This window comes from Janthinobacterium sp. PAMC25594 (assembly GCF_019443505.1).
In the GTDB taxonomy this organism is placed as follows: Bacteria; Pseudomonadota; Gammaproteobacteria; order Burkholderiales; family Burkholderiaceae_D; genus Janthinobacterium.
Genome location: NZ_CP080377.1, coordinates 148,038 through 171,288, shown reverse-complemented (window position 1 = coordinate 171,288; position 23,251 = coordinate 148,038). Strand labels below are relative to the sequence as shown.

Annotated in this window: 22 protein-coding genes and 1 tRNA gene; 14 read left to right on the top strand and 9 right to left on the bottom strand. The window is 59.1% G+C overall.

Going from position 1 to position 23,251, the window contains the following annotated elements; genetic code table 11:
- The first annotated feature begins 40 nt into the window (after window positions 1-40).
- The 10 genes from KY494_RS00690 to KY494_RS00645 all read left to right on the top strand — a co-directional run bounded on the left by KY494_RS00690 (window position 41) and on the right by KY494_RS00645 (window position 9,926).
- Window positions 41-634, top strand: coding sequence for a hypothetical protein (locus KY494_RS00690; protein ID WP_219889475.1), 594 nt, complete (start codon window positions 41-43; stop codon window positions 632-634).
- 247 nt (window positions 635-881) lie between these two features.
- A complete protein-coding gene (locus KY494_RS00685; protein WP_219889474.1) occupies window positions 882-1,922 on the top strand; it encodes a right-handed parallel beta-helix repeat-containing protein in 1,041 nt (346 codons plus the stop codon).
- 943 nt (window positions 1,923-2,865) lie between these two features.
- On the top strand, window positions 2,866-3,885 hold the full coding sequence (locus tag KY494_RS00680; RefSeq protein WP_219889473.1) for an IS481 family transposase: 1,020 nt from the start codon (window positions 2,866-2,868) through the stop codon (window positions 3,883-3,885).
- A 386-nt stretch (window positions 3,886-4,271) separates the two neighbouring features.
- Window positions 4,272-6,245 carry a phospholipase effector Tle1 domain-containing protein gene (locus KY494_RS00675; RefSeq protein ID WP_219889472.1) on the top strand — a complete coding sequence of 658 codons (1,974 nt, stop codon included), beginning with the start codon at window positions 4,272-4,274 and terminating at the stop codon, window positions 6,243-6,245.
- The gene (locus tag KY494_RS00670; protein WP_219889471.1) at window positions 6,242-6,835 is read left to right on the top strand and encodes a hypothetical protein; all 594 of its coding nucleotides are present in this window, start codon (window positions 6,242-6,244) and stop codon (window positions 6,833-6,835) included. Before KY494_RS00675 ends, KY494_RS00670 begins: the two co-directional genes overlap by 4 nt.
- A gap of 85 nt (window positions 6,836-6,920) precedes the next feature.
- Entirely contained in the window at window positions 6,921-7,517 is a 597-nt protein-coding gene (locus tag KY494_RS00665; RefSeq protein ID WP_219889470.1) for a hypothetical protein, read from the top strand.
- 85 nt (window positions 7,518-7,602) lie between these two features.
- A complete protein-coding gene (locus KY494_RS00660; protein WP_219889469.1) occupies window positions 7,603-8,199 on the top strand; it encodes a hypothetical protein in 597 nt (198 codons plus the stop codon).
- 83 nt (window positions 8,200-8,282) lie between these two features.
- A complete protein-coding gene (locus KY494_RS00655; RefSeq protein ID WP_219889468.1) occupies window positions 8,283-8,876 on the top strand; it encodes a hypothetical protein in 594 nt (197 codons plus the stop codon).
- A gap of 286 nt (window positions 8,877-9,162) precedes the next feature.
- Window positions 9,163-9,477, top strand: coding sequence for a hypothetical protein (locus KY494_RS00650; RefSeq protein WP_219136722.1), 315 nt, complete (start codon window positions 9,163-9,165; stop codon window positions 9,475-9,477).
- A 104-nt stretch (window positions 9,478-9,581) separates the two neighbouring features.
- The gene (locus tag KY494_RS00645; RefSeq protein WP_219889467.1) at window positions 9,582-9,926 is read left to right on the top strand and encodes a hypothetical protein; all 345 of its coding nucleotides are present in this window, start codon (window positions 9,582-9,584) and stop codon (window positions 9,924-9,926) included.
- 88 nt (window positions 9,927-10,014) lie between these two features.
- On the opposite strand, the gene KY494_RS00640 is transcribed toward KY494_RS00645, so the two are convergent.
- The 4 genes from KY494_RS00640 to KY494_RS00625 all read right to left on the bottom strand — a co-directional run bounded on the left by KY494_RS00640 (window position 10,015) and on the right by KY494_RS00625 (window position 12,183).
- A tRNA-Val gene (locus tag KY494_RS00640) sits at window positions 10,015-10,089 on the bottom strand.
- An 83-nt stretch (window positions 10,090-10,172) separates the two neighbouring features.
- Complete coding sequence (gene dnaQ, locus KY494_RS00635; RefSeq protein ID WP_219889466.1) at window positions 10,173-10,889, bottom strand: DNA polymerase III subunit epsilon; 717 nt, start codon at window positions 10,887-10,889, stop codon at window positions 10,173-10,175.
- 87 nt (window positions 10,890-10,976) lie between these two features.
- A complete protein-coding gene (rnhA, locus tag KY494_RS00630) occupies window positions 10,977-11,414 on the bottom strand; it encodes a ribonuclease HI (protein ID WP_071076881.1) in 438 nt (145 codons plus the stop codon).
- Complete coding sequence (locus KY494_RS00625) at window positions 11,407-12,183, bottom strand: class I SAM-dependent methyltransferase (RefSeq protein ID WP_219136725.1); 777 nt, start codon at window positions 12,181-12,183, stop codon at window positions 11,407-11,409. Before KY494_RS00625 ends, rnhA begins: the two co-directional genes overlap by 8 nt.
- A 19-nt stretch (window positions 12,184-12,202) precedes the next feature.
- On the opposite strand from KY494_RS00625, the gene gloB reads away from it, so the two are divergent.
- Entirely contained in the window at window positions 12,203-13,012 is an 810-nt protein-coding gene (gene gloB, locus KY494_RS00620; RefSeq protein WP_219889465.1) for a hydroxyacylglutathione hydrolase, read from the top strand.
- Between the two features lie 79 nt (window positions 13,013-13,091).
- Here gloB and aceB read toward each other — a convergent pair whose 3' ends face one another.
- Entirely contained in the window at window positions 13,092-14,690 is a 1,599-nt protein-coding gene (gene aceB / locus KY494_RS00615; protein ID WP_141169697.1) for a malate synthase A, read from the bottom strand.
- A 216-nt stretch (window positions 14,691-14,906) separates the two neighbouring features.
- On the opposite strand from aceB, the gene KY494_RS00610 reads away from it, so the two are divergent.
- Window positions 14,907-15,818 (top strand): LysR family transcriptional regulator, encoded by a 912-nt coding sequence (locus KY494_RS00610; RefSeq protein ID WP_035819455.1) that lies wholly within the window; start codon window positions 14,907-14,909, stop codon window positions 15,816-15,818.
- A 254-nt stretch (window positions 15,819-16,072) separates the two neighbouring features.
- Here the strand turns inward: KY494_RS00610 and KY494_RS00605 are convergent, their stop codons facing one another.
- The 4 genes from KY494_RS00605 to KY494_RS00590 form a co-directional block, all read right to left on the bottom strand.
- Window positions 16,073-16,276 carry a cold-shock protein gene (locus KY494_RS00605; RefSeq protein ID WP_010398811.1) on the bottom strand — a complete coding sequence of 68 codons (204 nt, stop codon included), beginning with the start codon at window positions 16,274-16,276 and terminating at the stop codon, window positions 16,073-16,075.
- A 298-nt stretch (window positions 16,277-16,574) separates the two neighbouring features.
- Window positions 16,575-16,937: an Hpt domain-containing protein gene (locus tag KY494_RS00600; RefSeq protein ID WP_219889464.1), complete on the bottom strand. Its 363-nt coding sequence runs from the start codon at window positions 16,935-16,937 to the stop codon at window positions 16,575-16,577.
- Between the two features lie 20 nt (window positions 16,938-16,957).
- Window positions 16,958-17,608, bottom strand: a complete 651-nt coding sequence (gene upp / locus KY494_RS00595) for a uracil phosphoribosyltransferase (protein WP_219136729.1) — start codon at window positions 17,606-17,608, stop codon at window positions 16,958-16,960.
- Window positions 17,609-17,752: 144 nt separating this feature from the next.
- On the bottom strand, window positions 17,753-19,435 hold the full coding sequence (locus KY494_RS00590) for an isovaleryl-CoA dehydrogenase (RefSeq protein ID WP_219889463.1): 1,683 nt from the start codon (window positions 19,433-19,435) through the stop codon (window positions 17,753-17,755).
- Window positions 19,436-19,831: 396 nt separating this feature from the next.
- On the opposite strand from KY494_RS00590, the gene KY494_RS00585 reads away from it, so the two are divergent.
- Both KY494_RS00585 and KY494_RS00580 read left to right on the top strand, forming a co-directional pair.
- The gene (locus KY494_RS00585; RefSeq protein ID WP_219889462.1) at window positions 19,832-21,571 is read left to right on the top strand and encodes a bifunctional diguanylate cyclase/phosphodiesterase; all 1,740 of its coding nucleotides are present in this window, start codon (window positions 19,832-19,834) and stop codon (window positions 21,569-21,571) included.
- The gene (locus KY494_RS00580; RefSeq protein ID WP_219889461.1) at window positions 21,568-23,064 is read left to right on the top strand and encodes an HDOD domain-containing protein; all 1,497 of its coding nucleotides are present in this window, start codon (window positions 21,568-21,570) and stop codon (window positions 23,062-23,064) included. The genes KY494_RS00585 and KY494_RS00580 overlap by 4 nt, the downstream gene beginning before the upstream one ends.
- Window positions 23,065-23,251: the final 187 nt, after the last annotated feature.

Genomic DNA, 23,251 nt, shown 5'->3' with positions numbered 1-23,251 from the left:
CCGCCGGCTCTACCTTCAACGCTTCCTGCAAGGCACCATCATGAAAACATATCTGCTCCAGACGATTTGCTTCCTTGCGGCCATCGCTCTCTGCACTGCCTGTGCGACACCACGTTCGCAGCAAGGACCCGGCATGATCGTGACCTTCAGCAACGGCATCAAAGGCAAGAAGGTCGACGTGCTCCGCGCGCGAACCGCGAACAGCATATTTTTTCCGACCCCCGGCTCCCTGGGACCCGACAAGAACCCCATGACTGGCGGCAAGACCATGGGTGCCGCGCCGGATGGCCGCGAACTGCCGCAATGGGTGGAATTCGAATGGAAGGTATGGCCCTATCCCTACCCTGACGTGCCTGCCGAGCCGGTAGCACTGCAGGCATGGAGTGACGGCGTGCACGCCATGTCCCGCTCACTGCCCATCCAGACGGCCCGCGTCGCCGTCCGCTCGCGCGTGCCGCAAGACGTCATTGACGAAGTACTGGTGTCAAACAGGCAAAGAGCGCCCAACGCGCTGCCGGACAAGGATCTCTGGGTGTATTTCATCTGGTACGAGACGGGCATCAAGTTTCGCTGGAGGCTGCTACAGGGCTGTTGCAAGATGCTGCGCGAAGGCGGCGACGAGCTTGCGCCATGACCAAATCGCCTGGAAACGACCAACGGCTAGCTCTACACGGCACTCGACGCGCAGTCTTAGGCCAGTGCGTGCAACAACCGCAAGCGGTTCGGCACGTGGCCTGAGAATTGAAGCGCGCGCATCATGAACCTCCTTACCCCTTTGATGCCCAAGCAAAGCGCAGCGAAGCATTAAATAAATTAAAGCCATCTGACTACGTTGGCACCATTCTGCCCCAGGGAGCTGCGCCGCTACCAGAGGAAAAAAAATGAACACCTGCCGTCAATTCTGTTCGCGTCGATTCCGAATGCGCGTACTCATCCTTGGGTTCCTGCTCGCTACATGGACGTTATGGCGGATGGATAGCCCGCCAGTTCTGTTGCCGCCGCGTCTAGTAGCCAAGTCATTTCTGCCTTGTATCGAAATTCGGCCAGGATTCGGACCATATCAGGAGGCAGTAATCAAGGCTTCGGGCCTGTACTGCATCGCAGAGGATTTCTGGCAACAGCGCCTATCCGACTTCGCTGGGCATACCGGGCCAGCGCCTTATCGTCATTTACTTGGAGTGATAGCGAACGACGTCACTGTCGACATGGCTAACCACACCTTGCACAGCGACGGACACTCCAGCGGTATTGTCGCGGTCCGGATTGATAAGGAGGACGAGAAACCTGTGGCCAAGAACATCACTATCCGGGATGGTGTTCTCGACATCAGGGGCCTAGGTACGGCAGTGGAGGTCATAGACCACTGGCCCATGTACAGCATTGACGAGCCGGTACCGAAAAATTTTCCCGGCTTCAAAAAATCAGGCGTGGTGCTGGATAATTTACTCATCAAGACTGACAACGTGGGGGTAATCCTGGAAGGAGACGGCAATATCATTCGCAACTGCGTCATCGAGAGCGGCGGCGACAGCGCCATCATGATGGCCGGACCGAATGGCCAAATACTGAACAATATAATTGTCCTCACAGACCCACTCATTCCAACATGGCTGGCCAATGCTTCCGAAGGTTACCTGTATCAGTACGAGAACCTGTCCAAATCCCGAAACAATCCGCGTGCGGCCGTAACCCTGCACCAAGCTAACGGTACGTTAATCAGCGGTAATCGAATCGAGGTCAAGGGTAAATCCACCACCCGACATAACATCTACCTCACCGACGCCAGCATTGGCGTGCGCGTTGAGAGCAACACGATAGTGGGGGTGGACGCTCCCGTCGTCTTGATGAAAGATAGTACGGCCACATTAAAGAACAATGTATTTGAAAAACGGATGAAGAAACCATGGTGGCGTCTATGGTGACGTGCATGGCCATTACCTGCGGCGCTATCACGCCACTGTCCAGGGACACAAAATGGGCCTAAATCACAATGCCGCGCGGTCGATTTCCGTACGCAAGTCATTCTGGCAGAGAAAGCCACTCCTCCTATGCCAGGCCTGCACAGCATTGCTGTCAACCTTTGACAACGGCACCTTCCATACTTTTTGGCAAGGACGAGTTCATGAATGGCATTGGGGGGGCGGAATAATGAAGTCGCCTAAAACTATCCGCTTGGTTCTGGCAGCGCTCTCGCCACCGGGTCTGTATGGCATCTACTCCCTCAGTGTACTGATACTGGGCAGCCCATACTTTGCTACCCCTATGAGCATATTAATTTATGCCAGCATTCTGGTCCAAGGCTGCTGTGTCATATGGGAAGTCACATATTTATTTATTCAGAACGCTCTCGCAACGCCTCCCACTGACCCTCCATCGCACAAGGGGATGACGGTATGTTTTATCAGTCAGTTGGTGTGCTGGCCTTTGTTTTTTTTGCACGGCAGTTACATGATGGTATTGCCATATGCAATCCGTCTCGGTGCTATGGAAGCACCGATGCCAAGAACAGCTGACTTTAGTCTCGTCGCTCTGTTTTACTTACTGTGCGTCCTAGTACTGCCCTCCCTGATAGCAATACTTGGTTTACTGCTGTTCCTATGGCGGTCGCGCCGGCCATACCGAGAAAAATGCATTGCTTTTACTTTCTTTGTGGGTACATTCAATATAGTGCTCGTGTTGAATCTCAGCGGATTAGCACCATTACCCACTGAATTGCTGCCTCTGTTCTGGCTACTGCCGACAATCGTCACATTGACGTACCTGTTTAGAATTGGGTGATCATATTCCTATTCGCAGCTTGCCCTACTTCAAAGCCAGGCGCCTGTTGAGTACACTGTTGATTCCTGTCACCTCACCGCCAGCGCCATGACCCAAGCCCTTCACAGCCGAGCCCGCACCACCCACCTGATCCGGGAAGAAATCCGCAACTCGACACTGCCCCAACGGGAGCTTGCCGAGCGCTATAACGTGAGCCGCCTGACGATCCGTAAATGGCAGAACCGCGACAGCGCCGAGGACCGTTCGCACCGGCCCCACACCATGCATACGACGCTGACGCCAGCGCAGGAACTGGTCGTCATCGCGCTACGCACCACCTTGCTTTTGCCCACCGACGACTTGCTGGCGGTGGCGCGTGAGTTCGTCAACCCGGCGCTTTCGCGTGGCGCCCTGGGCCGCTGCTTGCGGCGCCATGGTGTCTCCAGTTTGCTTAAAATGGCCGCACTCGAAGACGACAAACCGGTTACCAAAAAGTCGTTCAAGGACTACGAGCCGGGCTTTTTACATATGGATATCAAGTACTTACCGCAGATGCTCGATGAAACCGAACGCCGTTACCTGTTCGTCGCCATTGACCGCGCCACACGCTGGGTCTTCATGGAAATCTATGCCAACCAGTCCGACAGCAGCAGTACCGACTTCCTGCTCAAACTGAAAAATGCTTGCCCGATCACCATCGTCAAACTACTCACTGACAACGGCAGCCAGTTCACCGACCGTTTTACCAGCAAGAAAAAAGACCCTGTCAGCGGCGACCGTATCCCGAGCGGCAAGCATGTCTTTGACGTGCTGTGCAAGCAATTGGTGATCGAACATCGATTGATTCCGCCGCGTCACCCGCAAACCAACGGCATGGTCGAACGCTTCAATGGCCGTATCAGCGAGGTCGTCAACCAGACTCGTTTCGGCTCCCGGGCCGAACTGGAATCGACGCTGCGCAATTACCTGAAAATCTACAACCACAACATTCCCCAGCGCGCCTTGGATAACGCAACACCGATTCAGGCGATGAAGAAATGGCAGGAGAAAAAGCCGGAATTATTCGTTAAACGCGTATATAACCAGGCCGGTCTTGACACGTACCTAGATGACGATATGAAGCAATAGTTCATATTTCGCCGCTTCTGAATATGCTATTTACCGATATAAATATTTTAAACCAACGCCAATTAGAATATTGAATATAAAATTTGTGCGACTGAAATGCGGATGACGCTGAGCGGCCTCAAATACCAAGCATATTTACATAACAATTACGGCGAACCTTTAGACCGAAAACTCTACCAAGGCACGATTCTTCCTAAGTAACCTCTCTCTCGGGGCGTGAAATGCATATCAGGATTATATTTAATTTTGCAGTTCTATGTTTCGGATTGGCAATGACATGTTCAAGTTTTGGACAAGAATGTTTTCATGTGCTTCTTCCTCATGGCCTCAATGACGTACGGGTGCCCAGCAAACTCTCTCTCGTTAGAATTCAAGGTGAAGATACCATGTTTCCCGCGGGCTTCTGGATATTCCATAGCGGCCAAAGTCTGGCACTGAGTGGCCCAGCGCACTTCTGCCTTGAGCAGGACATAGTTAGAAATACCGGATTAACAACCCTACTTGGCGAGCCTGGCGGCTTAGGTCCATTGGTAAGACTCTCTAATAGCGACATTGTCTTTGACCTAAACGGTCACGCGTTACGTTCAGACCGAGCCAGCGTTGCTATCCATGGATACTCTGGAGGATATGTCAATCATATAAAGATAAAAAATCTAATCTTTCGAAATGGCACTATTGAAGTAAAAGGTAGCGGCATTTCATTGACGGGGTGGCAGTATCTGGAGCAACGCCCGAATTATCGCCCGGGGCCCGACCAAATCGACACGGCGCTACATAGGTACGGCCCAAACTTCCGGGAATTTGGCGACACCAATATCTTGCTGGAAAACCTCACCATCAAAAGCGGCGACTTGGCCGCGTATCTGGTTGGCCGCAACAATATCATTCGTCATTGCCACATCGAAGTGGAGGGGCATGAGGCGGTCGCGCTGTTTGGCGCAAACAACCAGTTGGTCGACAATACCATTATCATCAAGCGCGCAAGGCCAATCCCTGCCCCACCCCGCCAGCCACCGGCCCACCTGAATATTGGCTCTTACTACCAGCAATACGCTGCCATATGGATACGCGATGCGCCAGGTTTAATCATCCGGGGCAACAAAATCACCATCGAGGGGCTGTTCAACGCCAAAGAGGCGATTATGCTCATCAACAGCCCCAACGTCATTATCGACAACAACGAGGTCACCGGCGCCGACAAGCTCTACCTGACGCCCGACCCGCTGGGCCTGCGCGCCGGCGCCGGCGCCAACAGCTACGTCTATGTCGCGGGCAATCCGCTCAAGTATGTCGATCCGAACGGGCTGATCCTGTTTGCGTTTGATGGCACGGGCAATAGCGAACATCCGAAGCAGGACAGTTCGATTTCCAATGTGCTGAAGTTCTACGAGGTCTATGACCAGATCAAAAATGGAAAGGCTTTTTATATCACCGGCATCGGCACCACCAACCAGGATATGCCCTACGCCGGCAGCGCCATTACAGGCGAAGGCTTCGACCAGCGCGTGAGCCTGGGATTGAAATTTCTCAACAATTTCATAGGAACCGATAGCGATACCAACATTCTTAATATTGACGTGGTGGGCTTCAGCCGTGGTGCAGCCGAGGCATGCTTTTTTCTCAATGTCGTTGCCGACAACCTCAAGAAAAATAACGGCGCCTATGTCATCGATGGCAAGAGCCGCTGCCTGAACCTGCGCTTCGAAGGCCTGTGGGATACCGTGCCGCATCTCGGCATATTGCATCAGGACGAAAAACAATACTTCTTTTCAGTACCGGCCGCCGTCAAATACGCGGTGCACGCCGTGGCGCTGAACGAACACCGGGGCGGCGGGGATGACTTCGATCTGCGCTCCATCATGGACAGACCCGGCCAGACCAGCTCGGCGAACCGCCTCGAAAAGGCATTCATCGGCAGCCATTCCGACATCGGCGGCGGCTTCGGCACGGGCGACCTGTCCGATGTAGCGCTGATGTGGATGGTTGAACAGGCAAAGGGACAGGGAATTGCCATAAGCGAAAAAAAGCTAGAAAAAAATGGATGGGACATCATCACCAACCCCATCTTGCATGACCGCAGCGGCAACAGATTCTCTGACGGCGATGCCACTTTCACACGATACGTTACTTACGAAAATGGCCAGGAAGTTCTGCAGACTAACGCGGTCTTTGATGGCAAGCGGACCTCCGATACCACTGGAGTTATCAACTTATTCCCCGATGCTTACAAGTGCGGCACGATGGCCAATCCCGATATCGGGCTGGTGGACATGAACAAGTACAAGCTCTGGCTGGCCAGTTATGGCTTAAGCATGACCACCGCCCCTACCATCAACACTTCCTGCAAGGCACCATCATGAAAACATATCTGCTCCAGGCAATTTGCTTCCTGGCGGCCATCGCCCTCTGCACAGCCTGTGCCGCACCTCGCTCACAGCAAGGCCCCGGCATGATCGTGACCTTCAGCAACGGCATCAAAGGAAAAGAGGTCGACGTGCTGCGCGCGAAAACGGCGAACGGTATATTTTTTCCGACTCCTGGTTCACTTGGTCCAGACAAGAATCCCATGACCGGCGGAGCCACCATGGGCGCCGCTCCCGATGGCCGCGAACTGCCGCAATGGGTGGAGTTCGAATGGCAGGTATGGCCCTATCCCTACCCGGACAGGCCCTCTGATCCTGTAGCGCGGCAAGTCTGGAGTGACAGCGTGCACGCCATGTCCCGCTCACTGCCCATCCAGACGGCCCGCGTCGCCGTCCGCTCGCGCGTGCCGCAAGACGTCATTGACGAAGTGCTGGTATCAAACAGGCAAAGAGCGCCCAACGCGCTGCCGGACAAGGATCTCTGGGTGTATTTCATCTGGTACGAGACGGGAATCAAGTTTCGCTGGAGGCTGCTGCAGGGCTGTTGCAAGATGCTGCGCGAAGGCGGCGACGAGCTTGCGCCATGACCAATCCGCTAGGCAAAGACCAGCGGACCGGCGCTCCCACCGTGGCCGCCGGCCCTACCTTCAACACTTCCTGCAAGGCGCCATCATGAAAAAATATCTGCTCCAGGCAATTTGCGTCCTGGCGACCGTCGTCCTCTGCACAGCCTGCTCTGTAACACGCTCACAGGACGGCCCCGGCATGATCGTGACCTTCAGTAACGGCATCCAAGGAAAAGAGGTCGACGTGCTGCGCGCGCGAACCGCGAACAGCATATTTTTTCCGACCCCTGGCTCCCTGGGACCGGCCAAGAACCCCATGAAAGACGGCGGGGCCACCATGGGCGCCGCGCCGGATGGCCGCGAACTGCCGCAATGGGTGGAGTTCGAATGGAAGGTATGGCCCTATCCCTATCCCTCCATGCCTGCCGAGCCGGTAGCACTGCAGGCATGGAGTGACGGCGTGCACACCATGTCGCGCGCCTTGCCCATCCAGACGGCCCGCGTCGCCGTCCGGTCGCGCGTGCCGCAAGACGTCATCGACGAAGTGCTGGTGTCGAACAGGCAAAGAGCGCCGCGGGCGCTGCCGGACAAGATGCTGTGGGTGTATTTCATCTGGTACGAGACCGGCATCAAACTCCGCTGGAAACTGAAAAGCAGCTGCTGTGGCCTGCTGCGCGAAGGCGGCGACGAGCTTGCGCCATGACCAATCCGCTAGGCAAAGACCAGCGGACCGGCGCTCCCACCGTGGCCGCCGGCCCTACCTTCAACCCTTCCTGCAAGGCACCATCATGAAAACATATCTGCTCCAGGCAATTTGCTTCCTGGCGGCCATCGCCCTCTGCACAGCCTGTGCCGCACCACGCTCGCAGCAAGGACCCGGCATGATCGTAACGTTCAGTAACGGCATCAAAGGCAAGAAGGTCGACGTACTGCGTGCCAGAACGGCGAACAGCGTATTTTTTCCGACCCCCGGCTCCCTGGGACCCTCCAAGAACCCCATGAAAGACGGCGGGGCTACCATGGGTGCCGCACCGGATGGACGCGAACTGCCGCAATGGGTGGAGTTCGAGTGGCAGGTATGGCCCTATCCCTACCCGGACAGGCCCTCTGATCCTGTAGCGCGGCAAGTCTGGAGTGACGGCGTGCACGCCCTGTCCCGCTCACTACCCATCCAGACGGCCCGCGTCGCCGTCCGATCGCGCGTGCCGCAAGACGTCATTGACGAAGTACTGGTATCAAACAGGCAAAGAGCGCCCAACGCGCTGCCGGACAAAGATCTCTGGGTGTATTTCATCTGGTACGAGACCGGCATCAAACTCCGCTGGAAACTGAAAAGCAGCTGCTGTGGCTTGCTGCGCGAAGGCGGCGACGAGCTTGCGCCATGACCAAAGCAGCAGGCAACAAGCACCGGCCGGCGCGCCCACCGTGGCCGTCAGCTCCACCTTCAACCCTTCCTGCAAGGCACGTCATGAAAAAATATCTGCTCCAGGTAATTTGCTTCCTGGCGGCCATCGCCCTCTGCACAGCCTGCTCTGTAACACGGTCGCAGGACGGCCCCGGCATGATCGTGACCTTCAGCAACGGCATCAAAGGAAAAGAGGTCGACGTGCTGCGCGCGCGAACCGCGAACAGCATATTTTTTCCGACCCCTGGCTCCCTGGGACCCGACAAGAATCCCATGACTGGCGGCAAGACCATGGGTGCCGCGCCGGATGGCCGCGAACTGCCGCAATGGGTGGAGTTCGAATGGCAGGTATGGCTCTATCCCTACCCGGACAGGCCCGCTGATCCTGTAGCGCGGCAAGTCTGGAGCGAAGGGGTACACGCCCTGTCCCGCTCACTGCCCATCCAGACGGCCCGCGTCGCCGTCAAGTCGCGCGTGCCGCAAGACGTCATCGACGAAGTGCTGGCGTCAAACAGGCAAAGAGCGCCCAACGCGCTGCCGGACAAGGATCTCTGGGTGTATTTCATCTGGTACGAGACCGGCATCAAACTCCGCTGGAAACTGAAAAGCAGCTGCTGTGGCTTGCTGCGCGAAGGCGGCGACGAGCTTGCGCCATGACCAAATCGCCTGGAAACGACCAGTGGTTAGCTCTACAGAGGATTGGACGCACACGCCTATATGCGCAGCAGAAATACTCGCTATCTCGAAAAAGACATAGAAAGCAGCGCCACCCACAGGCTCCATGCCGACACCCCGGCCTTGCGGCTTACCGCGTGACGGTACAGCAGGGAGCGAGCTGGGTTGACAGGTTACTCGTCAAGCAACACCAGTCCGATCACAGCATGACACCGCCACCAGGCGCCACCAGGCGGCTCGACCGCCACAACACACTAAGGAGAACACTATGCACTCTTTGACAGCGGTACCTGCCGCCTTGCTGGTGCTGGGCTTGTGTACCCCGGCATCAGCGGATTTCCACATGGAATACGAAGACATCATTGCCTCGATCGATGCTCATGCTGTCGTTTGCAGCGAATTGGATGAGGAAAGCGTTCGTAGAACCCAGGTGACATTGGAAAAAAAACTCACCGAAGAGCAACTGCAAAACCTTCCCTGCGTCCGCAAGACAGATATCTACAAAAGAACTTTCCAGCATGAATACAACTGGCTCATGTCCCTCACCACTAAAGAGCGGCAAAAGGCCTGCCACCACGGGTGATAAAAGTAATTATCCGCGCTGGCGTCAGCAGACGGGCCACAGAAATGACATCGCCACAGTGGCCAGCGCCAAGGCTAACAAAACTGATTTATGGAGATAACAACATGAACTCGATTACAAGCATGGCAACGGTCCTATTGATGCTGGGCGTGTGCACAACCGTCTTATCGGCTGATTTCGAGCGCGATTATGAAGAAATCATTGCCGCCCTGGACGCTCATGTTGCCGCCTGCAGCGAACTGGAACCAGCCAGAGTAAAAATGGCCCAATTCCTGCTGGAATCGGTCATGAGCAAGGAGAAGTTGCAAGATATAGACTGCATCCGCAAGACCGAGATCTACAAGAAATACTTCGAGATAGAATACGGCGTACTCAGGACAAGCAGCACCGAAGTCAGGCAACGCCTCTGCCAGCAAGAGCTCGGTGATCGTAAGCCTGCGGATCAGTAAATGAGATTGCGATACGACCGGCAATAAAAAAGCCGACTACATAAATGTGTCGGCTTTAATATAAGTACTTGATTGTATTGCGAATTCTTGGTGGGAAGTGCAAGTTTCGAACTTGCGACCCCTGCAGTGTGAATGCAGTGCTCTACCCCTGAGCTAACCTCCCGAAGCGAGGCGAATTATCGCATAGGTGTTGCGGCATCTGCAAGGGCTGGCGACAGGAAATTTAGCATGCCGCGCTTTTTTTTCTCAGGCGGCCGCTGGTGGCGCCAGGACGGCGGTCCAGATGCACTGGCCTTTGGCGGCCTTGTCGAGGCCGGCGATGGTGGCTTCGTGGGCGGCCAGTTCGTCGGCCGTGGCGCTCTGGAAGATGACTTCGGCCAGGGGCACGATTTCCAGGGCGGCGCCGTCGGCGGCCACTTCCACTTCTTCTTCCATGCTCAGGCTATTCTGGCCCCGTGTCATGGCCAGGTAGACGTCGGCCAGCAATTCCGAGTCGAGCAGCGCGCCGTGCAGCTTGCGGTGGGCGTTCGAGACTCCGTAGCGGTCGCACAGGGCGTCGAGCGAGTTGCGCTTACCCGGATGCATTTCCTTTGCCTGCACCAGGGTGTCGATTACGCCATGCACTTGCTCATGCACGGGCGGCAGGTTCAGGCGCTTGAATTCCGCGTTGAGGAAGCCGATATCGAACGGCGCGTTGTGGATGATCAATTCGGCGCCGGCGATAAATGTGCGGAATTCTTCCGCGATTTCCGCGAATTTCGGCTTGTCGCTAAGGAATTCCGTCGTCAATCCGTGGACGGCCAGCGCGCCCTCTTCCGAGTCGCGCTCGGGATTGATGTAATGGTGGAAATTATTCCCCGTCAACATGCGGTTGCTCAATTCGACCGCCCCGATCTCCAGGATGCGGTCGCCCGTGCGCGGATTCAGGCCGGTGGTTTCAGTATCGAGAACAATTTGACGCATGGCGGATTCATTCGTAAAAGCAAAAAGCGAAGGGCACAGTATAGCAAACCTGTGCCCTTCGATGACAACCGGCGACGCCAGGCATTCTTACGCGCGCACGGTTTCCACGCCCAGATTGGCCAGCTCATCAGCCCGCTCGTTGCCCGGATGGCCATTGTGGCCGCGCACCCAGCGCCATTCCACTTCATGAACGGCCTGAGCCGTATCAAGGGCTTGCCACAGGTCGACGTTTTTCACGGGCGCCTTGGCCGCCGTTTTCCAACCGCGCGCCTTCCAGCCGTGGATCCATTCGCTGATGCCCTTCTGGACATACTGGCTATCGGTATACAACACCACCTGGCACGGGCGTTTGAGCGCCGTCAAGGCTTCGATCACGGCCTTCAATTCCATGCGGTTATTCGTCGTATTCAGTTCCCCGCCGTAAATTTCTTTCTTGGCACCATCGGCCACCATCAGTGCGCCCCAGCCGCCCGTGCCGGGATTGCCCTTGCATGCGCCATCGGCGTAAATCTCAACCTTATCCATCTTGCTGTTCCCGCCTTTTATTCGTGACCGGTGCGCCTGCGGGCGCCGTCGCCGGTTTCTTGGTCCACGCCGGACCGATCAAACGCATCCCTTTGACACGCTTGATCGCCTGCACTATATACACTGCGCCCAGATATGGCCACCAGCGCGCACCGGCCTTGTCCATGAAAGCGTTGCGACGCAGCCATTTTTCTGTCTTGCAGGCAGGTGCGTAGCAGCCGAAGTGGCTTTGGCTGACGCCCATGTTCAGCAATTTTAACCAGTCTTTCATGCGCGGCATAGAGATCAGCTCGCCCGCCTGCGGCAGGTAATGGCGTCCCGTGACTCTTCCGAGGCCCTGGCGCATGCCCCACAGGCTGGCCGGATTGAAGCCGCAGACGATCACGCGCCCCTCGGGGATCAGTACGCGCTCCACTTCGCGCAAGACCTGATGCGGCTCGGCGGCAAATTCGAGTACGTGCGGCAAGACCACCAGATCCAGGCTTTGCGAGTCGAACGGCAGCTCGTCGAAAGCCGACACCAGGGTCAGGCGGCGCTCCTGCGGTGGGCGTGGCGGCAGGCGCGCATCGAGCAGCCATTTGTTCGGCATGCGGTTGGCCGCCAGCGCATCGAGCTGCGGCAAGCCGATTTGCACGGCGTTGTAACCGAAGATATCGACCGTCAGGCTGTCGAGGCATTGCTGCTCCCAGGCGCGCACGTACAGACCGGCTGGGGTCTGCAACCAGCCGTCAAGCGCTATAATGGATTTTTCGGATGCCACACTGTCCATTCAGTTTTCTCTTTTGCTCATGACACATTCCCCTGAACACGCTTTATCGGTACTTGCCGTGCCCGCCTTTGCCGACAACTATCTGTGGCTGATCCATGACGGCCGCCACGCCGCCGTGGTCGACCCTGGCGATGCAATGGCCATCCTCGATGCGCTGCAAGCACATCAGCTGACCCTGTCCGCCATTTTACTCACGCACCACCACGCCGACCACACGGGTGGCGTCCCTGAATTGTTGCAGCATTTCGCCGTGCCCGTCTTCGGCCCGCGCAATGAGGCTATCACAGCCATCACGCAAGCGCTTGGCGAAGGCGATGTCGCCTATGTGCCAGAGCTGGGTTTGCAGATGACCGTCATCGACGTGCCCGGCCATACCAAGGGGCATATCGCCTATGTGCGCCAGCGCTCGGAGCAAGGCGATGCACCATGGCTGTTTTCCGGCGACACCCTGTTTGCCGGCGGCTGCGGCCGCCTGTTCGAAGGCACGCCGGGCCAGATGGCCGACTCGCTGGGCAAGCTGGCCGCCCTGCCCGACGATACCGAGGTATTTTGCGCGCATGAGTACACCTTGTCCAATCTGCGCTTCGCCAACGCCGTCGAACCAGGCAACCTTGCCCTGCAGGAACGCATCGCCATCGACACGGAAAAGCGCCAGCAGGGTTTAGCGACCGTGCCGTCGACCATTGCCATGGAAAAAGCCACGAACCCCTTCCTGCGCTACCGCGAACCGGCCATCTTGACCAGCCTGAAGGTGGAAGGCAAGCTGGCCAGCGACGCTTCGCCCGTGGAAGCATTTGCGGCGCTACGTATGTGGAAAAACAACTTTTAAGATTCTGTTTCTAAAAAGAAAAATCCCGGCGACACCATCAGGTATCGCCGGGATTTTTTATCGATCTACTTGATCAGGATCAGATTTCTTCATACAGCGGCAAGGTCAGGAATTCAGCGAACGATTCCGACGTCGACATTTCCTCGAAAATCTGGCCCGCGCGCACATAGGTCGGACCGTTGCCGCCTGGCGCATCGCGCTGCACCTTGGCCAGTTCTTCCGGAATCATGGCGCGCACCATGTCGGCCGTGACCTTGCGGCCGTCTTCCAGCACGCCCTTGCTGGAACGAATCCATTGCCACACTTGCGAGCGGCTGATCTCGGCCGTGGCCGCATCTTCCATCAGGTTGTGGATAGGCACGCAACCGTTGCCGGCCAGCCAGCTGCCCAGGTAATGGATGCCCACGTTGATGTTGTAACGCAAGCCCGCTTCCGTGATCGGCGCTTCCGGCTGGAAGTTCAGCAGATCCGATGCTTTCACATCGATGTCGGGACGCTGTTTCTCGATCTGGTTCGGTTTGTCGCCCAGCACCTTGGTAAACTCGCCCATGGCCAGTTCCACCAGACCCGGATGTGCAACCCAGCCGCCGTCGTAGCCGTCGGTGGCATCGCGCGCCTTGTCGTTGCGCACGCCGCCCATGGCGATGTCGTTCTTTTCGGGATCGTTCTTGATCGGGATCAAGGCTGCCATGCCGCCGATGGCTGGCGCACCGCGTTTGTGGCAGGTTTTCAGCAGCAGCAAGGCGTAGGCGCGCATGAACGGCGCCGTCATGGTGACCTTGGCGCGGTCGGCCAGGCAGAAATCCTTGTCCAGCTTGAATTTCTTGATGCACGAGAAGATGTAATCCCAGCGGCCAGCGTTCAGGCCCGAGCTGTGTTCTTTCAGTTCGTACAGGATTTCATCCATCTCGAAGGCAGCCAGGATGGTTTCGATCAGCACGGTCGCCTTGATCGTGCCTTGTGGCAAGCCCAATTCGTTTTGCGTCATGACGAAAATATCGTTCCACAGACGCGCTTCCAGGTGCGATTCCATCTTCGGCAGGTAGAAGTACGGGCCGGCGCCGCGTGCCAGCTGTTCCTTGGCGTTATGGAACATGAACAGGGCGAAATCGAAAATGCCGCCGGAGATGCGCTTGCCGTCAACCAGCACGTGCTTTTCATCGAGGTGCCAGCCACGCGGACGCACGACGAGGGTGGCGATCTTGTCGTTCAGCTTGTACGACTTGCCATTTTGCTCCAACGAAATCGTCTTGCGCACGGCGTCGAACATATTGATCTGGCCCGTCAGCTGGTTATCCCAGTTCGGCGTGTTCGAATCCTCGAAGTCCGTCATGTAGCTATCCGCGCCGGAATTGAAGGCGTTGATGACCATCTTGCGCTCGACGGGGCCGGTGATTTCCACGCGGCGGCATTCCAGCGCCTTCGGAATCGGTGCGATCTTCCAGTCGCCGTCGCGGATATGCGCGGTTTCTGGCAGGAAATCAGGACGCTCGCCCGCGTCGAGGCGCTTGGCGCGTTCCACGCGCACGGCCAGCAACTCCTGGCGGCGCGGCTCGAATGCGCGCGTCAGCTTGGCCACCAGCGCCAGCGCTGCCGGCGTCAAAATCTGTTCGTAGCCGGGCTGGATTTCACCCGTGATTTGCATGCCTTCGGGAAGTGCGATCGTGTTCTGCGTCATGAAGTTCTCCGGTTTTTAATAAATATAAGCAAAGGGTATCTGGTGATCCAAGTATAAGCGGAATGACTGCGCGGACAAGCGGGACAAAGGCGTAAAAACACTCTGCCGGGCGGCGCGTTTGTTCTATAGTATTGCACTATAAGGCATGGAAACGAGATTAAAAATCACTTCATCTATGCGTTTTTATCACAAGTGACGAGATAGCGAGCACAGCATATGGGCCAGTTCAGACAAATATCGACCTTCGTGGAAGTGGTGGCCAAGGGCAGCCTGTCGGCGGCGGCGCGCGCGGAAGGCATCGCACCGGCCATGATAGGCCGGCGCCTCGATGCGCTGGAGCAGCGCCTGGGCGTCAAATTGCTGCAGCGCACGACGCGCAAGCTGGCCTTGACGAATGAAGGCGCCGCCTTCCTGGAAGATTGCCAGCGCATCCTGGGAGAATTGGAAGAAGCGGAAGCGGCCGTGGCCGAGCGCAGCGTGAAGGCCAGCGGCCATTTGCTCATTTCCGCGCCGGCCGGCTTCGGACGCCAGCACGTGGCGCCATTGATCCCCTCGTTTGTCGCCGAGCACCGCGACGTGACGGTGTCGTTGAACCTGAACGACCGCCTCGTCGACCTGATCGGCGAAGGCATCGACGTGGCCATCCGCATCGCCAGCCTGTCCGATTCCTCGCTCGTGAGTACGAAACTGGCCGACAACCAGCGCGTGCTGGTCGGTTCGCCCGCCTATTTGAAACGGGCGGGCACGCCGCGCATCCCGGCCGACCTGGCAAAACATAATTGCCTGGCGATCAGTAGCGAAGGCAGCCAGCGTGGCTGGACCTTCCGCGAAAACGGCAAGAATGTCATTTTGAAGGTGGCCGGCAATATGGTCTGCAACGATGGCGAAGTGCTGCACGACTGGGCCTTGGCCGGCAAGGGCCTGGCGTGGCGCTCGATGTGGGAGGTCGGTGCGGAAATCGCCTCTGGCCAATTGGTGACGGTACTGGACCAGTTCGCCGCGCCGGGCAATGATATTTATGCCGTGTTCGCCCAGCGCCGCCACTTGCCGCTGCGCATACGGGCGTTCGTGGATTTTTTGCGGCATAGCTATTCGCAACCCGACTACTGGCGTGAACGGGCTATCTAGATAGCGCCCAAGCCTAGACGTGGGTGCGCAGGTCGGCGCAGGTCGGCTTAGCGCAGCGTAAGCCGACACCAGCCCATACATCTTGCCAGCACCACCATTGTCGGCTTACGCGCAAGCGCTAAGCCGACCTACCAGGCGACGCAAGCCCGCCAAAAAGAGCGCGCAACCCACGCCAAACCGCTGCCTCACGGAAATTCAGGCGAAAAAAAATCCTCGGAGACCGAGGATTTCTTTATTTCGTTTGATCCAGCGTATTAGATTGGCTGAATGTTCGAAGCTTGCTTGCCTTTAGGGCCAGCGGTCACTTCAAAAGAAACGCGTTGGTTCTCTTGCAGGGACTTGAAGCCGTTCGACTGGATAGCCGAGAAGTGAGCGAACAGATCTTCGCCGCCTTCGTCAGGGGTAATAAAGCCGAAGCCCTTCGAATCATTGAACCATTTTACGATGCCAGTTGCCATTACAATTTCCTATTTCAGTTAAGTTGGGCTTGCGCCCGTTATATCGTTTGAAGCAAGAAAGAAATGACAGACAAACTGCACTACTACCTCGAATCCAACGATGCCCAATTATACCAACAAAACTGAGAAAAACCATTCTTTCGCAAAATAAACTTGCGAACACTACTTTAATAGCCAAATCCCCGTCTTGCGGCGCCCTGTACCAGCGGCATGCAGACACTATATCCTAATCTGCGCCGCCGACGCTTTGCGTTGCATCAAATGAATCATTGCAACCACATCTCTATGGTGCTGTCACTTACACGCTGAAATGGGTGGCGCCCGCATCGCGCGCGGCCCAGTGCAGCAGCGTCTCCACTTGCGCCCGCACGGCGGGCCATTCCGCCACCGCCTGCGCCGGCGCGTTGAGCATGGCGCGCACCTGCTGTTCGATGCGCCGGCATTCCTGGCCCAGCGCGGCAAAGCCGAAGGTGGCGGCCGAGCCGGCGACCGCGTGCAGCGCGCGGTGCAACTGCGTCAGCGGCTCCAGACGGGGGCCTTCGCTGTCGCAGCGGCCGCTGGCCTGCGTGATCGCTTGCATCAGGGCCGGCACGCTGGCCGCATATTTTTCGTTCAGGGCGCGCAAACGCGCGCGAAAATCCGGGTCGATCAAGGTTGCCATCGCAATACTCGCGGATTGGCTTACTTGGTGCCAAAGATGCGGTCGCCGGCATCGCCCAGGCCCGGTACGATGTAGGCATGCTCATCCAGGTGCGAATCGAGCGAAGCGCAGTACATCTTGACCTTCGGATGCGCGTTCTGGAACACGGTCACGCCTTCCGGTGCGGCCACCAGGGCCAGGAAGATGATCTGCTCGTCCGTCACACCGCGTTTCTTCAGCACGTCGACGGCGTACACGGCCGAATTGCCGGTGGCGACCATCGGGTCGCACAGGATGAAGGTGCGCTCGTTCAGGTCGGGCAGGCGCACCAGGTATTCCACGGGCATGTGGGTGGTGGGATCGCGGTACACGCCGATGTGGCCCACGCGGGCCGATGGCACCAGGTTCAGCAAGCCATCGCTCATGCCGATGCCGGCGCGCAGGATGGGCACGATAGCCAGTTTCTTGCCGGCAATGACTGGCGCATCGATGGTCACCAGCGGGGTCTTGATTTCGCGCGTAGTCAGCGGCAGGTCGCGCGTGATTTCATAGCCCATCAGCAAAGTGATTTCCTTGAGCAATTCGCGGAAGGTGCGCGTCGACGTGTCGTGCTCGCGCATGTGGCTCAGTTTGTGCTGGATCAAAGGGTGATCGGTAATGAACAAATTCGGGAAGCGTGGATCTTGTTTCATATTGTTGTTCTTTCTCTGCTCTGGCGCGGCGGCAAGCCTGGGCCGCAGGCGCGCCGTGTGTCGATAAAATGATGGATTGCCGCATTATCCCAGCCCACAGCCCGCCTGTGGCCGGAATTTTCGAAATAATCGGTTTTATTGAAATCAATCCTCGCGCAAGGCGCGCGCCAGGATGGCCGCGCAATCGGTGCCGGCCGGCAAGCGGCCATACGCGCCGCCCGGCGCTTGCGCCAGCCGCGACTGCAGGAAGGCCTGCGCAACAAAGGACGGCGCATGGCGCAGCAGCAATGCCGCCTGCACGGCCAGCACGATGCGCTCGGATAATTGCCTGGCGCCAAACTCGTCCGTTTGCGGCCCGTCCAGGTCGGCCAGCAGGCGCGCGCGGTACTCGGCGAAAATGGCATCGGCATCGCCGGCCAGTGCCAGCTCGCCCGCCAGCGCGTCGCGCGCGGCCGGCGACTTGCCGAAGGCGCGCAAGACGTCGAGACACATGACGTTGCCCGAACCTTCCCAGATCGAATTGACGGGCAGCTCGCGATATAAACGCGCCAGCGGCGCGTCCTCCACATAACCGGTGCCGCCCAGCACTTCCATGGCTTCCGCGCCGAAACCTGGACCGCGCTTGCAGATCCAGTACTTGCCGGCCGGCGTCAGCACGCGCGCCAGCATCGCTTGCCGCGGATCGTCCTTTTCATCGAAACAGCGGGCCAGGCGCAGGGCAAAGGCCGTGGCGGCTTCCGATTCGAGCGCCAGGTCGGCCAGCACGTTCTGCATCAAGGGCTGCCCGGCCAGCGGCTTGCCGAACACGGCCCGCTGGCGCGCATGGTGCAACGCCTGCGCCAGGGCGGCGCGCATGATGCCGGCGCTGCCCAGCACGCAATCGAGGCGCGTGTGGCTGGCCATTTCCAGGATAGTGGGAATGCCCCGCCCCGCCTGCCCCACGAGCCAGCCGTAGGCATTGGTAAATTCCACTTCCGACGAGGCGTTCGAGCGGTTGCCCAATTTATCTTTCAGGCGCTGCACGCGGATGGCATTGCGGCTGCCGTCGGGCAGGTAGCGGGGCAGGAAGAAGCACGATAATCCGCCCTCGTCCGCCTGCGCCAGGATCAGGTGTGCGTCGCACTGCGGCGCCGAAAAAAACCATTTGTGGCCGACGATGCGCCAGGCGCCGCCGGCCTCGTCGCCGAACAGGGCCCGCGCCTCTGCCGGCGGCACGGGCACGGCGCGCGTGGTGTTGCTGCGCACATCGGAGCCGCCCTGCTTTTCCGTCATGCCCATGCCGACCAGGGCGCCGCGCTTCTGTTCCACGGGCAGGGAGCGGGGATCGTATTCGCGCGAGAGGATTTTCGGCAGCCAGCGCGCGGCGATTTGCGGCAGATCAAGGGCCTGGCGCAAGGCCGGCACCGAGGCATACGTCATCGTCACGGGACACTGCGTGCCGTTTTCCACCTGCCCCACTAATAGATAGGCGGCCGCGCGCGCCACCTGGGCACCGGGACCGGGCGACGCCCACGGCGACGCGTGCGCACCGGCGCCCACGAGGATGTCCATCAGCGCATGCCAGGCCGGGTGGAACAGCACTTCGTCGATGCGCCGGCCGGCCCGGTCGAACTGCTGCAGCTCGGGCGTGTGGAGATTGGCCAGGCGCGCCAGCGCATACGTCTCGGCGCGGCCCAGTTTCTCGCCCAGCGCGTCGAGCTCCTGCCGCGCCGCGCCGCCGCCCTCGCGCAGCAGCGCTTCGATCAGCGCCGGGTCGCAGGCGAACAGATTGACGTTTTCAAACGGCGTGGCCTGGTTGAAAACTTCATGCGTGTCAAAAGCATTCATGGGAGTCTCCCGCGATTTGTTATCATGGCGCCCTTGCTGTCGCTGGCGCACCGTCAACACCGTCTGCCAGCCAGACTAGCGCAAAGCGCATGGCGGGGCAAGCGCGCCAGTGGAAGCAAGTACAGAAAAATATTTCCATGTGGAACGAAAATGCCTGCGCGTGTCGCGCAGCATGATTTTTTTCATGGAAGGCAGGAATATTTACAAAACCTGAAGCAATGTTGCTCTATTTCATGTAATCGAATGCTTTTCAATGATACATTTCGTGTGGATCGCATTCCGATAGTTGCCCTCCGGCCCGCTATGGCGCGCGTCACGCACGATGCACTCTTTCCGTTGGCGCCCTGCCCTGCAGCGTGCGCCGGCACTGATAACAAAAAGGTTAAAGCCCGCACGATGTTTTCCAGCACCCCATCCGCCGCCCACCGCGAGGCACGCCACGAGTTGGACAACCTCATGGAAGAGGCCGGCGACGTCGTGTTCCGGCTCGATACGGACGGCCTGATCCTGTTCGCCAGCAAGCGCGCGGCCACCCTGTTCAGCGCGCCCTCGGGCCTGTCCGGCCACTTGCTGCTGCCGCTGGCCGCCGAAGCATCGCGCGCGGCGCTGCAGGCAGCGCTGGAAGATTCCCTGGAAGAGCCGGGCCGCCTGGAAGTGCGCCTGCAAACGCCGGACCAGGAAATCTGGTTCGAGCTGCGCCTGTCTTCTTATATGAACGCAGCCGGCGTGACCGAATTGCTGGTGGTCGGGCGCGACACCTCGGCCCAGCACAACACGGAAGAACGCTTGCGCCACATGGCCACGCACGATGCGCTGACCGGGCTGCCGAACCGCCTGCTGCTGTCGGACCGCATCCGCATGGTGATCGCCCAGGCGGCCCGTTCGGGCCAGGGGTTTTCGGTCGCCACCATCGGCCTCGATGGTTTTAAAAAGGTCAACGATGGCCTGGGCCACCCCGTCGGCGACGCCGTGCTGCGCCTGGCCGCCGCGCGCCTGCGCAAGACCCTGCGCGACAGCGATACCCTGGCGCGCGTGGGCGGCGATGAATTCGTCGCCGTGCTGCCTGGCAGCGCCACCGACGCGCAGATCAAGCTGGTGACGGGCCGCCTGCTGGCCACCCTGCAGGCGCCGTTCGAAGTCGATGGCCACACGATCTACGTGGGAGCGTCCGTCGGCGTATCGATCTATCCGCTGCACGCGGAAGATGAAGTGCGCCTGGTGGCGCTGGCCGATGCGGCCATGTCGCGCGCCAAGGAAACGGGCAAGGCCCGCTGCCTGGTCTACAGTCCGCGCCTGAATGGCCCGTCGGAGCACGATATTTCGCTGGAAGCGGCGATGTTCCACGCCGTGCGCGAGGGCGAATTCCTGCTGTTTTACCAGCCCATCGTCGATGCGCACACGCGACAGATTCAGGGCTTCGAAACCCTGATGCGCTGGAAGCACCCGACCCTGGGCCTGGTGCCGCCCGTGCGCTTCATCCCGATTGCCGAAGCCAATGGCCTGATCAACCTGCTCGGTGCATGGGCGCTGAAGGCGGCCTGCGTGCAGCTCAAGCAGTTCCAGGAAGTGGCCAGGCGGCCGCTGTACATCTCCGTCAACATCAGCCCGCGCCAGTTCCGCAACGACAAATTCCTCGACGTGCTCGATGACGCCATCGCCTTTTCGGGACTCTCGGGTGAACACCTGGTGCTGGAAATTACGGAAGGCACCCTGATGATCGATCCCGTGCATGCGGAAACCATCCTCGTCAAGATGACGGAGCGCCGCGCGCGCATCGCCATCGACGATTTCGGCACCGGCTACTCTTCGCTCGCGTATCTGAAGCGCTTCCCCATTTCCGTACTGAAGATCGACCGTACCTTCATCAAGGACTTGCCCGAATCGAGCAAGGACGCGGCCATCTGCAACACCATTCTCGACCTGGCCAAGCATTTGAATTTGTCCGTGGTGGCCGAAGGCGTGGAAACGGAGGAGCAGATGCGCTTCATGGAGTCGCGCGGCTGCCAGTATGTGCAAGGCTATTTGACGGGCAAACCGATGCCGGCCCATGCCGCGCTATCGGCCTTGAGCGAAAAAACCCATGCGGCGCTGGTGCCCACGCCGTCTGCCAATGAACAGCGCGGAGGGGTGCAATGAATCCAGGTCATTTCGCGGTACCGACACAGCTCGGCAAAAACACCCTGGACCTGCTGTGGGCGCGCACGCGCCAGCAGGGCGACATGCCCGGCTTCGCGAAAGCCATCAGCGCCATCCTGGGCGCCATGCGCGGCGAGGATGACCACGAATTCGACATCACGCAAACGGTGCTGTCCGATCCTGTCCTCACGCACAAGGTGCTGCGGCTGGCCAACAGCGGCATGTATTCGGCCTTCGGTCAGCGGGTCAACACGGTCTCGAAGGCCGTGCTGGTGCTGGGCATCGACGCCATCGGCCACCTGGCGCTGGGACTGAAGCTGATCGAGGAGCTGTCGCAGGCCTCGCCCGACTCCGTCAGCGCGCACGTGGAAATGGAAAAGGCCGTGCTGGCCGGGATGGTGGCGCAACAAGTGGCCAGCAGCGCCGGCAGCCTGCAGGCGGAGCAAGCCGTCGTCTGCTCGATGCTGCACACCCTGGGCCGCATGATGGTGACGTTCTACATGACGGACTTCTGGGCGCGCATGCAGGCGCATGCGGGTCCCGGCAACGAGGCGGCCGCCGCGCGCGAAATCCTCGGCCTGTCGCTGCCGGAAGTGGGCTATGCCACGGCCGCCCACTGGGGCTTGCCGCAGCACCTGATCAACGGCATGCGTCCGATGGAGCCGTCGCCCGACAATGCGCCCGTCAGCGGCGCGGACTGGATGGCGGGACTGTCGACCATGGCGGCGCGCTGCGCCGACTCGCTGTGGCATGACGATGCGGCCGGCGCGGCGCAAGTGCACGCGCTGATCGACGACTATGCGGGCACGCTGGGCATCGCTGCCACGGACCTGGTGGTGGCGGTGGACAAGGCGAAGATGATGGCGGCGGCCGACCTGTCGATCGCCCCCCTGTCGAAACCGGCCGAACGGCGCGCGCGCCAGCTGGCCTCGACGCGCATGCGCGCCGAAGGCAACCGCATCCTGATCGGCGGCCTGGCCGACCTGCGCGGCGCCATCGGCAGCGCCAGTCCGGGCCAGATGGTCTCGATGGCGCTCGAAACGCTGCACCAGGGCTTTGATTTTTCGCGCTCGGTGGCGTTCGTGCGCAACCACCGTGATCATTTGTACTCGGCGCGCATCAGCATGGGCGAAGGCATGGCCGACCTGCAGGACCTGATGGTATTTGGCGACGCGTATGAGCCGAACGTCTTCCACGCGGCCCTCAATAGCGACCGCGTGATCTTCATCGACAATGCGCGCGACCCGAAATTTGCCGCCAAGCTGCCGCAATGGTGGAAAGCGACGTTATCGGAAGCGCGCAGCTTCGTCGTGCTGCCCCTGTCGGCCAACGGCCACCCCACGGGCTTCCTGTACGGCGACTGGGACGACAGCTTCCCGCCGATTCAATTGAACCAGACGGAATTCAACCTGATCAACGATATCCGGGCGTTACTGGTGCAGTCGGTGGAGATGCGGCACCAGTTGGAGTTGGTGGCGAACAAGGTTGCATGAGAACACCTGACCAAACCTACTGCGCGTCGGTATAGGCGGCCTGCGATGCTCACCGTACTAGAGTACGGTTGCGCTTCTTAGCCACCTCTCCCTTCCGCTCGCTACGGTTTTGTCAGGTGTCGCAAGCGTCGTTGTTAACCGAGAAAACGACCATCATGGGTCGTAGGTCGGATTAGGGCCGCAGGCC